This window comes from Empedobacter sp. GD03861, assembly GCF_029840885.1.
Lineage (GTDB): Bacteria > Bacteroidota > Bacteroidia > Flavobacteriales > Weeksellaceae > Empedobacter > Empedobacter falsenii_B.
In genome coordinates, this window is the sequence record NZ_JAOCDJ010000005.1 from 114070 (window position 1) to 129199 (window position 15130).

The window sequence follows — 15130 nt, forward strand, 5'->3', positions numbered from 1 at the left end:
AAAATTATTATTTAATAAAATCTGTAATAATTTCTAAGGTTTTTGCTTTTGCAGTTTCTAAATCGTCGTTCAATAAAATGATATCAAACTCTTTAGCTTTTTCCATTTCAATTCCTGCTTTATCAATACGTTGTTTCAATTTATCTTCGCTTTCTGTGTTGCGAGAAATTAATCGTTCTTTCAAAATTTCCAAAGATGGAGGATTTACAAATACTGTTAAACATTGATCTCCGTACAATTTTTTGATATTCAATGCACCAATAACATCAATATCAAAAATTACAGAATTTCCTTCAGATGTAATGCGATCAACTTCCGATTTTAAAGTTCCGTAAAAATTATCGCGGTAAACTTCTTCGTGCTCTACGAATTCGTCGTTTGCAATTTTTGCTTTAAATTCTTCTGGTGTTAAGAAATAATAGTCTTCTCCGTGAGTTTCACCTTCGCGTTTATCTCTAGTTGTACAAGAAATAGAAAATTTGATATTTTCCAATTGTTCTAAAGCGTAACGAACCAAAGTTGTTTTTCCTGCGCCTGATGGAGCCGAAAAGACGATTAATTTTCCTTTTTTCATTATAAAATGTTTAACGATTGTTCTTTAATTTTTTCTAATTCATCTTTCATCTGAACAACAATTTTTTGCATTTCAGAATGATTTGATTTTGAACCTAATGTATTGATTTCACGACCAATTTCTTGCGAAATAAATCCTAGTTTTTTTCCATTTGATTCAGTTCCAGCTAATTCTTTTAAGAAATATTCGCAATGATTTTTTAGACGAACTTTTTCTTCTGTAATGTCCAATTTTTCCAAATAGAAAATTAATTCTTGTTCGAAACGATTTTGATCAACATCAACTTTTAATTCTTCTAAACGTTTATTGAAACGTTCTTTTATAGTTTCAATTCGTTCTTTTTCAAAAGGGACAACTTGTGTTAAAAGCTCAAGAATGTTATTCAAGTTTAAAGTCAAATATTTCTCTAAAACTTTTCCTTCATCTAATCTAAATTGATTTAATGCGTCGATCGCATCAATAATTGTTGCGCGAATTTGATTCCATTCGTCTTCACTCAAATCGTCTTGCGTGTACGAAATAACGTCTGGAAGGCGCATTACTACAGGCAATAATTCACCATCAGTCACATTTGGTGTGATTGATTTAAATTCTGCCATATAACTTTTGATTAATTCAGCATTTATATTTTGATTTCTTGCAGCAGGATTTAACTCTACTAACATCGAAAAATCAACTTTTCCACGTTGAACTTTTTCTGAAATAAGGTTTCTGATTTCTAATTCTTTTTCACGATAAAAAGAAGGAATTCTCGTGTTTAAATCTAGTGTTTTACTGTTTAAAGAACGGATTTCTATCGTTACTTTTTTCTCAGGTAATTCCAATACGGATTTACCGTAACCTGTCATAGATGCTATCATAATTGTAAAATTATGCGAACAAAATTACAATAAATTAACGTAATGCGAACTGAATTATCATCTTTAATCATTTTAAAGTTTAACATTTTGCTAAAATTTTGATGAACTTAAAACATTTATCTTTAACAAAAAACAAACTAAAAATAACTATGACAAATCAAGAATTGTACAAAGGAATTGCAGAGGATGGATTGAGTTTACCTTCTACAATGGGAATTTTTCCTTCGTCGAAAGATTTTGTATTTTCAAGAGAATCAATTGAAAAAAGTCTAAAATCAACCGATTATTTTCAATTAATCAATTTTGATCTTATCGAGATTGATAAAGACGAAAATGGAGCTGTAAAGCAAGAATATCAACTTGTAGTGTCTTATTTGGAGGAAGAATTTGATGTGAATTTGTATGTTGTGGATGCGAGAAGTAACGATTATTCTGAATTTGGTTTTGGAAATATGATTTCGGACGAAGAAATGGAAATTGCAACGCAACAAGATTTTTATTTGGAATCTGTGATGTATTTTGGAAATGATGCATTGGATAGTTTTCATTTGCAATTAAAAATTATGCAAGCAATTGTTGAAAACCCGTCTATTGTTGTCGATTTTATGCCTTATCGTTTGCTTTCTGGTAAATGGGCTAAAGTGACAGCAGAGTCAGAAATTCCGCCTGCGCCTTCGTATTTATATGTGATTCATGGCGTTTATGATGAGGATGAAAATGGCGATCGCGTGTATTGGATGCATACGCATGGTTTGCATCGTTGCGGTTCTGTGGAATTGGAAATGTTGAACATCAAAGATGGAGTAGAGCAGATGAATTCGGCTTTGGATATGATTGTAAATGCGTTTATCAAACCAGATTTTCGTTCGCCAGAAAATGAAGAATTTAATATTGGTTATGATGGTTTGGATATTACATTTTGTTGGAAACGTTGGGAAGATGTTGTGAAAGATTATCCTGCAACAATTCCGGGAGGTTACAATGAACGTCAGCCAGAAAACGAAAATTATGAACCTTGTGGCGTTTTGTTAGCGGTGCAAGAAGGACATACATTGACACCAGAAGTTTATGCGGCGACAATTGCAGATAATCCGATTTTCTTTATTAGCGATCAGGAAACGGAACGAATGTCAGCCTTGGCTTATCAACGTTTTGAATTGTATAAAAAAGCATTTAACACATATTTTAATCCAGAAGCAGATGAAGAAAATTATTATCGATTTTTAATCAAATTAGGATTTGATGTCGATCATGAAATGAATAAGGAACATATTTGGTTTGATGTGTACGGAATCAATGAGAACAACGAAATTTTTGGTGTTTGTTTGAATCGTCCTTATGCTGTAGAAGGTTTGAATGAAGGAGATGAAGGTCTTTATCCGCAAGAAATGATTACCGATTGGTTAATTTACACGCCGACAAACACCATCACTCCTGATAATATTTACACTATTGATTAATCAACGCGCCATTTTTCCAAACATACGTTGGTTGTAATTGCCCTTGATAATAGATAATATTACGATAATCGAAGGTAGAGAAGCTGATAAAATCGGCTTTTTTACCTTTTTCTATTGTTCCACGATCAGCTAAATTCAATGCTTTTGCCGCACGAAAAGTAATTGCTGCTAAAACTTCTGCCATTGATAATTTCTCGAAAGTAGCCAAAACAGAAGCTTGTGTCAAAAGATTTCCCATCGGAGCAGAACCAGGATTCCAATCCGAAGCAATCGAAACGCAACAACCAGCATCTAACAATTTTCGAGCAGGTGCATATTGCATTCCCAAACCGATAGAAGCGCCAGGTAAAACAGTTGCCACAACATCAGAATTAGCAAGGTTTTTCACTTCTTCTTCTCCTGAAAATTCTAAATGATCTGCACTTAATGCGTTATATTTTGTCGCTAAATAACTTCCTCCAGCTGTAAATTGATCGGCATGAATCGTAATATCAAAACCTTGATTTTTTGCTTCATTCAAGAAATAATCACCTTCTTCAACAGAAAAAGCAGATTGTTCCACAAAAATATCGATACGATTTGCTAAATCATCAGATTTTAATTTAGGAAAAACTTCTTTCACCAAAAGTTCTAAATATTCTTTGTTCGAACCTTCAAAATCTTTAGGTTTCATATGCGCACCTAAAAAAGTAGGAATCAAATCGATTTCACTTTCTTGATTCGCCATATTTATCGCTTCTAACATTTTAATTTCACCTTCAACAGAGAGAGCATAACCCGATTTTACTTCAGCAGTTGTGATTCCTTGTTTAGCTAATTGCGCAATATGTTTTAGCGTAATATCTTTCAGTTCGTCAACCGTTTTTTTACGTGTTTCTGTTACTGTAGACCAAATTCCACCACCACTTTTGGCAATTTCTAAATATGTTTTTCCATCCAAACGCATTGCGAAATCTTTGGCGCGATTTCCTCCAAAACAAACATGTGTGTGTGAATCTACAAATCCTGGAAGAAGAATTTGTTCTGTTTCAATTCGTTCAATTTGGATGTTTGGATGTTGTTGAGAAAGCGTTTCGAAATTTCCTATTTCTACAATTGTTTCATCATCAATAATAATTCCCCCATCTTCGAGAACTTCGACTTGGTTTTCGTGAATAGCACCTTTTAAAGGTAAATTGGCAAGTGTTATAATTTGTTTGAAAGGACCGATTAATTTCATTTTTGTTGTTTTAATAACACAAGTTTACGAAATTTAAGGGAGAATTTGTAGATAAGCTGAACTTGTTATCAAATAAGATATGATTCTAAAATGAGTTTGGAATGACTTAATATTTATAGAATGTCACTCGATAATATAGCGTAGCCATAATTATCTGCCCAACCAGATTTTAGAGGAAGTAATTGTCTTGTATGCGCTTCTCGTATCATTCCAACTTTTTCAAGAACTTTGTAAGAACCAATATTTTCAATTGCGCATCCAGCTTCAATTCTATGAAGATTTAAAGTATTAAAACCAAAAGAAATAATTTCTTTTAAAGCTTCTGTAGCAAAGCCTTTATTCCAAAAATCTGGATGAAGTTTAAACCAAACTTCTGCATTCTTGTATTTAGCCCGACCTAAATTTAAAGAAATTAATCCAGCAAATTGATTGTCATTTTCGATAACAAAAGTATAAGCTTGTGGTTGTTCTCCTTGATTAGATTTTATTAAATCTTTTACATGAAGAATTGTAACCTCTATATTTTCTGGAATTCCTAAAGTGTTATATTGATCAACTTCTTCGATAGAATGTAATTGATGAATTGTTTCAGTATCATCAATTGTGACTGGTCTTAAAGTTAATCGTTCAGTTTTAAGAATTACATTCATAAAAATTACTTTTTCTTCAAATAAGTAGGGTCGTTAGGGTATTTGATAACTTTGACTAATGTAATAATTGTAAAAATAACGAAGATTAATATCACGATTGCGCTAAGAATGATGCGGTTATTTTGTTCGTTGTTGAACCCAAGGTAAAACTCGAAAGCTGCCCAAACAATCATTAAAATTTGTGGTAATAGTGCGCCGAAAATATTTTTTGTCATTTTATTCTTCTATTGAGCTTTAAAAATAAGAAAAATAAAAAACCTGCTTATTAAAAGCAGGTTGAAAATATTATTGAGTGACTAATTTTGTTTCATTAAGAATTGGTTCTCTTTTCAGAATATTTGTTGCTACTTCTACAGTTTCTTCTTTTTCTTCGAAAATTGGTGCTTCTTGCATAAATGCAGTTGCTGGAGCTTCTTCTATTTTTGGTGGAGTGTTATCAAATTTGTAATTAAATCCGATTCCAAGTGTTTGTTTTATCTGTGTTTTTTTGATTTGATCTTCATCATATAGTAAATTCAAACTTACTTGTGCCGAAACAAACTTATTCACTTTCATATCCAAAATTCCTTGATAAGCAATGTCCATATTTCCGAAATTTTTCAGATAATCAGCGTAAATTCCAACACGGTTATCATAAGAAATTCCTTCCATAATTTGTAGTTTGTATCGCGCACCTAAATATGCACCAAACTCGAATAAAGTTGTATCGCCATCATTTTTAAGTCCAAAGTTTCCTTTTTTCTGTAAATCTTTGTCCAAAACAAATGTCATTCTTGGTGTAAATGGATGAATATTAACTTGGAAATTTTCGTTTGGTTTGTAATCCGCACCCAAACCTAAGCTTAGATAACCTGGAGCCATCAAGCCTGAGATCTTCGTTTTTGGATCTGTTGAATAATCAAAACCATCTGTAAATTGTGTGCGAAAATTGATAGAGGCAGCTAAATACCAATGATTTCCGATGCTGTAACCATAAGAAGAAGTTAAGTCGATAACATCATTTGTTTTGCGAGAACTTTCGCCTTTATTGGTTTGAACTCCGTATCCTAAAACAACACGATTATCCCAAATATGTTTTTCTTTTGTCAAGTTAAATTCATAATCTAAACTTCCATTTAGCGCAAACGAATTTACACCTCCCGCAACCCAATTACTGAATGCACTTTGAGAAAATAAAAGTGAATTATTTCCTGAAACAAACCAGCCAGGTTGACGACCATCAAATTTTTGATCTTTTAAATAGCGCTTGCTATCAGTAGTTACTTTACCATCTTTTACTGTTTGCGCAAAAGTTATAGCACTTCCTAAAATTGCTAATACAAATAAAATTTTTTTCATATAGATTTGATTGATTTATATAAACTTACTCCAAAAATATGGATTCTGATTTAATATACGTTGATTTTTCGTCAATTGTATTTTTATCAAAAACTTGATCATAGTTTTGTTTATCCAGTTTTATTCTAGGTAAATTGACTGGGGAAATGCCAGATGTATCGAAATATGGGAGAATTTCCTTCTTTCTACGTTTCTTCTTATCTTTTTTCTTAGTATTGTCTATTTTATATGTTAAGCCAATCCCAAGAGCTTGTTTAAACTGTGTTTGCGCAACTTGATCTTCATCATAAATCAAATTGATAGTTAATTGCGTGGACATAAAATTATTAATTTTCATATCTAACAATCCTGCATACACAATATCGAGGTTATAAAATTTGTTGGAATAATTGGAGAAAATTCCAATATTATTATCGTAAGTGACATTATCAAAAAGTTTTACCTTATAACGTCCACCTAAATATGCACCAACTTCGAAAAGAAACGTATCTCCATCATTTCGCAAACCATAAGTTCCTTTCTTTTGCAAATCTTTGTCTGCTACAATTGTTGTTCTTGATGTTAAAGGTTGAAAACTGACAGAAAAATTAGAATTTGGCGTATAATTCGCACCGACCCCAATTGTTACATATGCAGGCGCAAATAAGTTTGATAGTTTTGTTTTTGGAGTTGTTCCGTAATTGTAACCTGCAGAAAACTGTGAACGAATATTAAGTGATGAGGTTAGATACCACTTTTCTTTTATCAAATATCCATAAGAAGTTGTGATATTTAGATTGTCAGCAGTCTTACGCGTTCCATTGGTTTTATTGTCTAAAAAACCATATTCAAAAATAAAACGATTGTCCCAAAAGTGTTTCTTTTTTCGGAAATTAAATTCGTAATCAGCTTTAGCATTTAGTGAAACCGAATTTTCACCTCCTGCCATCCAATTGGAAAAGGTATTTTGATTAACGGTTAAAGTATTTGCACCATAAATTTCCCAACCCGATTTTCGTCCTGTAGTATCCACTTTGGATTTCAGATATTTTCGACCATCAATAATTAGATTTCCACTAGTATCTAAAAATTGAGCCGAACTAAAAAGTGATAGGACTAAAAATATAATTGAGAAAATTAGTCTCATTTTAAAAAAAAATATCTTTGTTTAAAATTGAAAAATTCCAAACAAAGATATCTAATTTATTTTGTAAGGCTAAATACCTTTCTTAATTATTTTGCCAACCTTTCAACCATTTCACTAATGTATCCACCCAATCTTGACGATCATTCAAACAAGGGATATATGTAAATTGTTCACCACCAGCTTTTAAGAATTCTTCTCGACCTTCCATCGAAATTTCTTCCAAAGTCTCCAAACAATCCGAAACAAAGGCAGGGGTGCAAACCGCTAAATTCTTAACGCCTTGTGCAGGAAATTCTTCTAACATGTGGTCTGTATAAGGTTTAATCCAAGGGTCACGACCTAAACGAGACTGAAAAGAAGTGGTATATTTATCTTCTGGTAATTGCAAATATTCGGTTACCAAACGTGTCGTTTCAAAACATTGATTACGATAAGTTTCAATAGGTAATTTGCTCACTTTTGCAGCACGAAGTGCTTTATTATCGTGACGTTCTGGAATTCCGTGATAAGAAAACAATAATTTATCAAAATTCTCAGGTAATTTTTCTTTGATTGATTCAGCTAAAACTTTGATATAATCTGGATGATTGTAAAAAGCTTTCAAGAAATTAATCTTAGTGTCTTTGTAGCTTTTTTTCTGAATTTCAAGCACTTTATCCGCAACAGTTTCTGTAGAAGACATCGTGTATTGAGGATATAAAGGAACAACCAAAATGTCGCGAACTCCTTTGTCATAAAGCTCTTGTAAACCAGCTTCTATTGAAGGGTTTTTGTAACGCATTGCCAAAACAACTGGAATATCCATTTGTTTTTGTACCATATCTCTCAAAATTTTAGAGTAAACAATCAAAGGAGAACCTTCTTTTGTCCAAATTTTTCGGTAAGCTTCAGCAGATTTTTCGGGTCTTTTTGGTAAAATAAATAATTCAACAATAGTTTTACGAATAATCCAAGGAGAATCCAAAACTTTCTTATCCATTAAAAATTCGCGTAAATAAGTTCTTACGTCTTCAACATTGGTAGAATCGGGCGAACCTAAATTCACTAATAATATTCCTTTGCTCATAATTCTTTTTATCTAAAAAAATATTGCGTTCTTTGTAGTTGTAAAAGTACGGAGGATAATTTAATTTGTCCTTCGTAATATCATCATTATAATTTATATCATCATTTTATGTCAGATTTATTAAATCCTGATAAAGAATTTTATCCAGACGACGATCTAAATCACGAAAATACTGTTCGTCCGCAAAGTTTTGATGATTTTGCTGGACAAGCGCATATTCTAGAGAATTTAGAAGTTTTCGTAAAAGCGTCTAAACTTCGTGGCGAAGCATTAGATCACGTTTTGTTGCACGGACCTCCAGGTTTGGGAAAAACGACATTGGCAAATATTATTGCGAATGAATTAGGTGTAGGAATCAAAATTACATCTGGACCAGTTCTCGATAAACCGAGTGATTTAGCTGGTTTATTGACGAATTTGGAAGAAAATGATGTGCTTTTTATTGATGAAATCCATCGTATGTCTCCCGTTATCGAAGAATATTTGTATTCGGCAATGGAAGATTTTAAGATTGATATTATGATCGAATCTGGACCAAATGCACGTTCGGTTCAAATTGGTTTGAATCCTTTTACATTAATTGGCGCAACAACACGTTCTGGTTTATTAACTGCGCCGCTTCGTGCTCGTTTTGGAATTAATTTCCGTTTCGAATATTATAATGTTGAATTATTAAGTACGATTGTTGAACGTTCTTCTCGTATTTTAGATACACCAATTGACGAAAGAGCAGCAATAGAAATTGCAGGTCGTAGTCGTGGAACACCTCGTATAGCAAATGCTTTATTGAGAAGGACTCGAGATTTTGCACAAATTAAAGGAAATGGAAAAATTGATTTATCAATTGCTGAATTTTCTCTAAAAGCCTTGAAAGTTGATGATAATGGTTTAGATGAAATGGATAACCGAATTTTATCAACGATCATCGAAAAATTTAAAGGAGGTCCAGTCGGAATTACAACTTTGGCAACAGCAGTTGGAGAAAATGGCGGAACGTTGGAAGAAGTTTATGAACCGTATTTGATTCAAGAAGGTTATTTGATGCGCACTGCGCGTGGACGTATTGCAACAGAAAAAGCATACAAGCATATTGGGGTAAAATATCGTGGCGAAAATTCACCTCAAACTGATTTGTTTGATTTGTAATTTTGCTCTAAGTTCGCTGTCATTCTGAGCTTGTCGAAGAATCTTTATATGTTTCGATCCGATTTTTTTATTTTAACGAATAGAAAATCACTTAACACGACATATTATTCTTGCGTTAGGAGGAATCTAAGATTCTTCATTTCACTCACGTTTCATTCAGAATGATAAAATTTAATCTCGTCGATATAATAATTATAAATTCATAATTACGAATTAACTAATGCTCCTTCAAACAGAAGAACATATCAAAATAAAATGGTCCCAACGAATCAAAGAAAAAGCTGAAGCGTTGGGATTTATTTCTTGTGGTATAGCCAAAGCTGATTTTTTGGAAGAAGAAGCACCTCATTTAGAAGCTTGGTTGAAGAATGATTTTCACGGTGAAATGCAGTATATGGAAAATCATTTTGATATGCGATTGGATCCTCGAATTTTGGTCGAAGGAGCAAAATCTGTAATTTCGTTGGCGTATAATTATTACCAAAATTTAGATCGAAATCCAAATTCTTACAAGGTTGCGATGTATGCGCAAGGCGAAGATTATCATTTTGTCGTGAAGGAAAAAGTACGCGAATTATTAGATTTTATTCAAGAAGAAATAGGAGAAGTGAACGGAAGAGCTTTTACCGATTCAGCACCAATTCTGGAACATGCTTGGGCTAGAAAAGCTGGAATTGGTTGGGTAGGAAAAAATTCGTTAACATTGTCTAAACAAAAAGGCTCATTTTTCTTTTTATCCGAATTAATTATTGATTTGGATTTAGCTTATGATTCTCCAATTGAAACTGATCATTGTGGAAAATGTACGCGTTGTATTGATGCTTGCCCAACTGAGGCAATCTTACCCAATAAAACAGTGAACGGAAGTCAGTGTATTTCGTATTTTACAATTGAATTGAAAGATCAAATTCCGACCGAAATGAAAGGGAAATTTGATGATTGGATTTTTGGTTGTGATGTTTGTCAAGAAGTTTGTCCGTGGAATCGTTTTTCATTGCAAACGAAAGAAACTCGTTTTGTTGGTAACGAAAAGATTAATCAATTCTCGAAGAAAGATTGGGAAGAAATTACAGAGGATGTTTTTCGAAAAATTTTTAACAAATCACCTGTAAAACGTACAAAATTTGATGGTTTGAAAAGAAATATCGATTTTGTAAAATCACTATAATTCGTGAAAATTTTTGGTTTAGATTTTGTTAGCTTTACTTCAAGAAAATCGAATCAAAAAATGAAAAAAAGTTTATTCATTCTTACTACTTTTTTAGGCTATTTTGTGCAAGCTCAATTTGGGATTGTGCAAGATAAAGATGGTTTTGCAAATGTGAGAGATGAGAAAAATATTTCGTCTAAAATTGTTGCTAAAGTCAATTCAAATTCAATTTATCCAATTGATTCTGATGAAGAAAAATCGAAATGGTATTTGGTTGAATATCAGCCTGAAAAAGCTGGTTATGTTTACTATGATCGAATCAAAAAGTTAGAAGATTTTGAAACTATTTCACCAACTTCAGTCAATGATTCTAAAATAGAATTTTCGGTTGCTGATTATACCATTCAGCTCGAAACGAAAGAATTTAATTCGAAAAAACATAAAATTTTCAAGGAAAGTGATTTTGTTTATGCGATTGATGAAAAAGATTTTTTTGGTTCGGACGGAATGATTCCTCAAACAGAATTCAAATCGTTTAAAATATCATTCAAAGGAAAAGATATTATCATTCCAAAAGAATATTTTATCAATTTATATAATGCGAATTTATCAGCAACAAAACTTACTTACAATAAAGAGTTAAATCAATATTATTTGTTCGGTACATATAGCGATGGAGCTGGTGTTTATGATGCACTTTGGGTTTTGGATAATGGAAAAATTGTAAAACATATTGCTCAAATTAATGCTTATGCTTAGTCGTTTTTTTTCAATTTTAGGATGCTTTTTGCTATTTACTTCGATAATGTTTGCTCAAAAAGTAACGACTTCCAAATTTGGAGATATTTCGTACGAAATGACACAAAAACAAGTTGCAGCTTTAACGCCAAATAAATTAGCTCTTTATGATGTAAATAATCCTGAAATGCCTGAACAGGACATTGAGTTGAATGGAATTAAATATCATATTTCGTATTATAGAAATTTGAAAACGAAACAATTCGAAGTCTATATGGTTTCGTCTGTTAGCGCTCAACTTTCGACTTTATCAGGAATAAAAATTGGAAGTTCGTTGGATGATTTATGGAAAGCGTACAAAAAATATGATATTTCGGTGCAAGATATTTTTGAAGATGACGAAACAAAATCGGTCAGAGCTTTTGCAATAAATGATCTTGATAATGGATGTACATTAGATTTTTATTTAAAAAATAATAAAGTCGTAAAAATGGTTTTGTCAAATGAATCGGGTTTTTTAAATAACAATATTTATGAAAACTAAAATAGCTTTAGTAGGATTTTTCTTACTTTCAATAGTTGGATTTGGTCAGATTTCTACAACACGAATGAATGAACTGAAAATTGGTATGCGTCCGTTCGAAGTGTTGAAATTGTTAGGTGAAGAAATTGCTGCAATTGTTGATGAAGGAGAAACGAATGTCACCCTAAAAGGGATTGATTATACAATCGAAATAAGAAGTGGTTATTTGAGTAAAACAGAAAATGACACCTATTTAAGTTCTATTTCTACAACAAGTAAAAATATCAAAACTTTGTCTGGAATTGGAATTGGTAGTACGTTGGAGGATTTGTGGAAAGCTTATTCGTCAAAATATAATGTGTTTTTGGATAAATCGAATAATAATAACAGAGAATTTAGAATTGATGATAGAGAAAATGGTGTTATATTGACTTTTTCTTTGAAAAATGAAATTGTAACAACAATAAGATTGAGTTCTTATAACCCAGAAGAATGTACACTTTAAAATAATGATTAAAACCTAAATACATAAAAATGAAAAAAATATTTTTTATAGCTGCTTTTGTAGCTGGAATAGCTTTGCAAGCGCAAGTTTCTACAACTCGTATTAATGACGTAAAACTTGGAATGAAATTGTCTGAATTAGAAAAATTAACTGGACAAAAATTCAAAATAAAATTGAATGAATATGGTTATCCTGATGGTGATGTAACAATTGTCTCTAAAGGAGTAACATATAAAGTTGGATTGACAACAAATGGTGAGGAGACAGCAGGTTCTTCTACTTTAACTGTATATAGTGTAAAGTCTTCGGATTCTAGTCTTAAAACATTATCTGGAATTAAAATTGGCTCATCTTTGGATGAGTTAATTAATAAATATAAAAATCTGAATATTTCTATTTTCGATGGTTATGATGATAAAACGGATAAAAGAACAAAAGCTTTTCGTTATTTTAATGTTGAAGATTATGATAATGGATCGATTCTACAATTTTATTTAGTGAATGATAAAGTAGTTTCTTTCGATGTAATGTATAATGAAGGTTGTTAAAATGAATAAACAAAAAATTCCAACTCTTAGAGTTGGAATTTTTTGTTTAAAATTATTTCTTAATCACTTTTTTAGTGACGATATTTCCATCTTGTAAGTGGATAGCTAAAATATAGATTCCAGCCGGGTAAGGTTTTAAATCGACCTCTGTTCCTAAATTAGTTCCAAGTAATCGCCCGTTAAAATCATATAAATTGGCGCGAACAAAATTCTTCGCATTTATTTTAACCTTGTCAATTGTCGGATTTGGGAAAACATCTACAAGCGTTTGTTGATAATTGTAATCGTTCGCAGATAATTCAGTCCAAGTATTTTCGGCTTTATCTCCTCCCCAAATCAACGTTGCTAAATACGGATTATCAATAAATGGATTTCGACTTCCTTGCGTTTCGGCAATAATTTCGTTTCGGACTTTCTCAAATTCAGATACTTTATCCTCCACATTCCATTTCAAGAACATATCCGGCATTCCATCATTATTGGTTGTTGTCGTATTGTTGTACGCAACCAATTGCGGATCGGTTTCCAACCCATAATGTACATACATATACATAATAATTCGCGCCACATCTCCCGTCCATTCATCACCAGGATAAAAACCTCCATTGATCAATTTAGCTTGTCCTGTCACATCCTGTGCCCATTTTTCACGATAAGCATTGTTACTTCTAGTCGAATTTAATTGTCTATCAACTGCACGTAAATTGTGCGCATCTGTACCTGTTCCTGGATTATTAGTCGTTAAAACAGGATTTGCTAATGATTTTGGAAAAACATGTTCGCGTTCCCATTTTCCATTTGCATTTCCACCAGTATTGTTTTTGTTGTTTACATCGCGCGTGCGTTGTTCAGCATAAACAGTAGAATTATCAGTAAAACCATAGATCAATAAAACGCGACCTTTCGAATCTAAATCTAAGTCGGATTTATCTAAAATATTCCAAACTCCAGGCGAATAACTAACTGCATGATGCGTAGCATTGATTAAATCGTGTAATTCTTCCTTTATCGTTTTTCCATTTTGTTTAAAATCAATCCCTTCATAATAGTCGGGTTGCTGCGCAAAAGCGGCAAAAGGAAATAAAAGAAGTAAAAATTTTTGCATAATTATTTATAAATATTTGACAAAAGTAAGTATTTATAAGTAGTTAAACCGGAATATTTAGATTAGAAATCGTTAAACTTTTACTGAAATTGTTTAATGTATTGTTTAGGCGTTAAGCCATATTTCTTCTTAAATGCTGATATAAAATGTGATGGATTTTCGTAACCAATTTCAAACGAAATATCTTTTACCATTTGTTGATTCTCTTCTAATCTGTGTAATGCGAATTCTAATTTTTTATCCAATAAGTAGCCATAAACAGTAGTGCCATAAAGCTCTTTAAATCCTTCTTTAAGATGATATTCAGAGATTGAGAATTTTTCGCAAAGTTCTTTTATGGTCGGAGGATTTTTAAAGTCAGACAATAGAAAATCTTTGATTTCCTTGATGCGTTTTCCTTCATTTTCATCATTCAAGAAAGGACAATGCTCAGTTTGATTTTCGATTTCAGAAAAATAAAGCGTGAACAATTCGTACATTTTTCCAATCAAAAATAAATTTTGAAATTGCGGAGAAAGTTTCATTTGTTCAATTTGATTCAAAACTAATTTTATTGAAGGTCCAATTTCTCGTTCAATATAAAATTTTTCTTGCGTCATACTCGAAATCAAATTATTCTGAATTTGATATTCTGCAAACAATTGATGTAATTTCTGAATAGACAAAACCACAATATAAACCTTACTTTCTGCATTTATATTTAGCGATAATGGAATGTCTAATGTCGGATAATAAAACAAAAAACTTTTTCCTTCGTTCAAATTGATTTTATAAATACCATTATTAAAATTAAATGTCAGCGAACCTTTTGTACAAAAATAGAATTGTATATAACGCTTGTCAATTCCTTTCAGAATCGTGTCTGTAGAAGCTGTAAAGTTGTCTATTTGAGCGATAAATACGTCTGTTGACAATTTATACTCGTTAATTTTACTTTTATGGGTATTTTTTAATTCCATTTTGAATAATGAGGTTTGTCATATAAAAAACGTGATAATTGTCAACTTCGCTCTTTATAATGGTTTACATACAAATATAAACCTTTAATTTATAATTATTCTAAAAAAGCAAACTTTAATTTTTAGCGTTATTTTTTCTTTTTAAAGTTATTTTTCGAAGACT

General features: G+C 31.8%; 17 protein-coding genes. 7 read left to right on the plus strand and 10 right to left on the minus strand.

What is annotated here, in order from left to right; all coding sequences use genetic code 11:
- Window positions 1-7 precede the first annotated feature (7 nt).
- Complete coding sequence (gene gmk / locus N5D03_RS04345) at window positions 8-574, minus strand: guanylate kinase (RefSeq protein ID WP_221854349.1); 567 nt, start codon at window positions 572-574, stop codon at window positions 8-10.
- Window positions 574-1434 carry a YicC/YloC family endoribonuclease gene (locus N5D03_RS04350; RefSeq protein WP_280051027.1) on the minus strand — a complete coding sequence of 287 codons (861 nt, stop codon included), beginning with the start codon at window positions 1432-1434 and terminating at the stop codon, window positions 574-576. Before N5D03_RS04350 ends, gmk begins: the two co-directional genes overlap by 1 nt.
- A 149-nt stretch (window positions 1435-1583) precedes the next feature.
- Between N5D03_RS04350 and N5D03_RS04355 the strand changes: the two genes are divergently transcribed.
- Window positions 1584-2894: a DUF4026 domain-containing protein gene (locus N5D03_RS04355; RefSeq protein ID WP_038332152.1), complete on the plus strand. Its 1311-nt coding sequence runs from the start codon at window positions 1584-1586 to the stop codon at window positions 2892-2894.
- Here the strand turns inward: N5D03_RS04355 and hutI are convergent.
- The 6 genes from hutI to hemH form a co-directional block, all read right to left on the minus strand.
- Window positions 2884-4113, minus strand: coding sequence for an imidazolonepropionase (hutI, locus tag N5D03_RS04360; RefSeq protein ID WP_280051028.1), 1230 nt, complete (start codon window positions 4111-4113; stop codon window positions 2884-2886). The genes N5D03_RS04355 and hutI overlap by 11 nt on opposite strands.
- A 113-nt stretch (window positions 4114-4226) precedes the next feature.
- The gene (locus N5D03_RS04365) at window positions 4227-4763 is read right to left on the minus strand and encodes a GNAT family N-acetyltransferase (protein ID WP_125348758.1); all 537 of its coding nucleotides are present in this window, start codon (window positions 4761-4763) and stop codon (window positions 4227-4229) included.
- Between the two features lie 5 nt (window positions 4764-4768).
- A complete protein-coding gene (locus N5D03_RS04370; protein ID WP_125348759.1) occupies window positions 4769-4978 on the minus strand; it encodes a hypothetical protein in 210 nt (69 codons plus the stop codon).
- A gap of 70 nt (window positions 4979-5048) precedes the next feature.
- Entirely contained in the window at window positions 5049-6101 is a 1053-nt protein-coding gene (locus N5D03_RS04375) for a DUF3078 domain-containing protein (RefSeq protein ID WP_280051029.1), read from the minus strand.
- Window positions 6102-6126: 25 nt separating this feature from the next.
- On the minus strand, window positions 6127-7227 hold the full coding sequence (locus N5D03_RS04380; protein ID WP_280051030.1) for a DUF3078 domain-containing protein: 1101 nt from the start codon (window positions 7225-7227) through the stop codon (window positions 6127-6129).
- Window positions 7228-7309: 82 nt separating this feature from the next.
- The gene (gene hemH / locus N5D03_RS04385) at window positions 7310-8293 is read right to left on the minus strand and encodes a ferrochelatase (protein ID WP_125348762.1); all 984 of its coding nucleotides are present in this window, start codon (window positions 8291-8293) and stop codon (window positions 7310-7312) included.
- A 108-nt stretch (window positions 8294-8401) separates the two neighbouring features.
- Here hemH and ruvB point away from each other — a divergent pair, with 108 nt between their 5' ends.
- The 6 genes from ruvB to N5D03_RS04415 all read left to right on the plus strand — a co-directional run bounded on the left by ruvB (window position 8402) and on the right by N5D03_RS04415 (window position 12903).
- Window positions 8402-9439 (plus strand): Holliday junction branch migration DNA helicase RuvB, encoded by a 1038-nt coding sequence (ruvB, locus tag N5D03_RS04390; protein WP_115001446.1) that lies wholly within the window; start codon window positions 8402-8404, stop codon window positions 9437-9439.
- Window positions 9440-9659: 220 nt separating this feature from the next.
- Window positions 9660-10607: a tRNA epoxyqueuosine(34) reductase QueG gene (queG, locus tag N5D03_RS04395; protein WP_280051031.1), complete on the plus strand. Its 948-nt coding sequence runs from the start codon at window positions 9660-9662 to the stop codon at window positions 10605-10607.
- Between the two features lie 60 nt (window positions 10608-10667).
- Complete coding sequence (locus N5D03_RS04400; protein WP_280051032.1) at window positions 10668-11348, plus strand: hypothetical protein; 681 nt, start codon at window positions 10668-10670, stop codon at window positions 11346-11348.
- 46 nt (window positions 11349-11394) lie between these two features.
- A complete protein-coding gene (locus N5D03_RS04405; RefSeq protein ID WP_115001438.1) occupies window positions 11395-11871 on the plus strand; it encodes a hypothetical protein in 477 nt (158 codons plus the stop codon).
- Window positions 11861-12355 (plus strand): hypothetical protein, encoded by a 495-nt coding sequence (locus N5D03_RS04410; RefSeq protein WP_280051033.1) that lies wholly within the window; start codon window positions 11861-11863, stop codon window positions 12353-12355. Before N5D03_RS04405 ends, N5D03_RS04410 begins: the two co-directional genes overlap by 11 nt.
- 29 nt (window positions 12356-12384) lie before the next feature.
- On the plus strand, window positions 12385-12903 hold the full coding sequence (locus tag N5D03_RS04415; protein WP_052217554.1) for a hypothetical protein: 519 nt from the start codon (window positions 12385-12387) through the stop codon (window positions 12901-12903).
- Window positions 12904-12955: 52 nt separating this feature from the next.
- On the opposite strand, the gene N5D03_RS04420 is transcribed toward N5D03_RS04415, so the two are convergent.
- The gene (locus N5D03_RS04420; protein ID WP_280051034.1) at window positions 12956-14008 is read right to left on the minus strand and encodes an endonuclease; all 1053 of its coding nucleotides are present in this window, start codon (window positions 14006-14008) and stop codon (window positions 12956-12958) included.
- An 80-nt stretch (window positions 14009-14088) separates the two neighbouring features.
- Complete coding sequence (locus tag N5D03_RS04425; RefSeq protein WP_280051035.1) at window positions 14089-14967, minus strand: AraC family transcriptional regulator; 879 nt, start codon at window positions 14965-14967, stop codon at window positions 14089-14091.
- Between the last annotated feature and the right edge of the window lie 163 nt (window positions 14968-15130).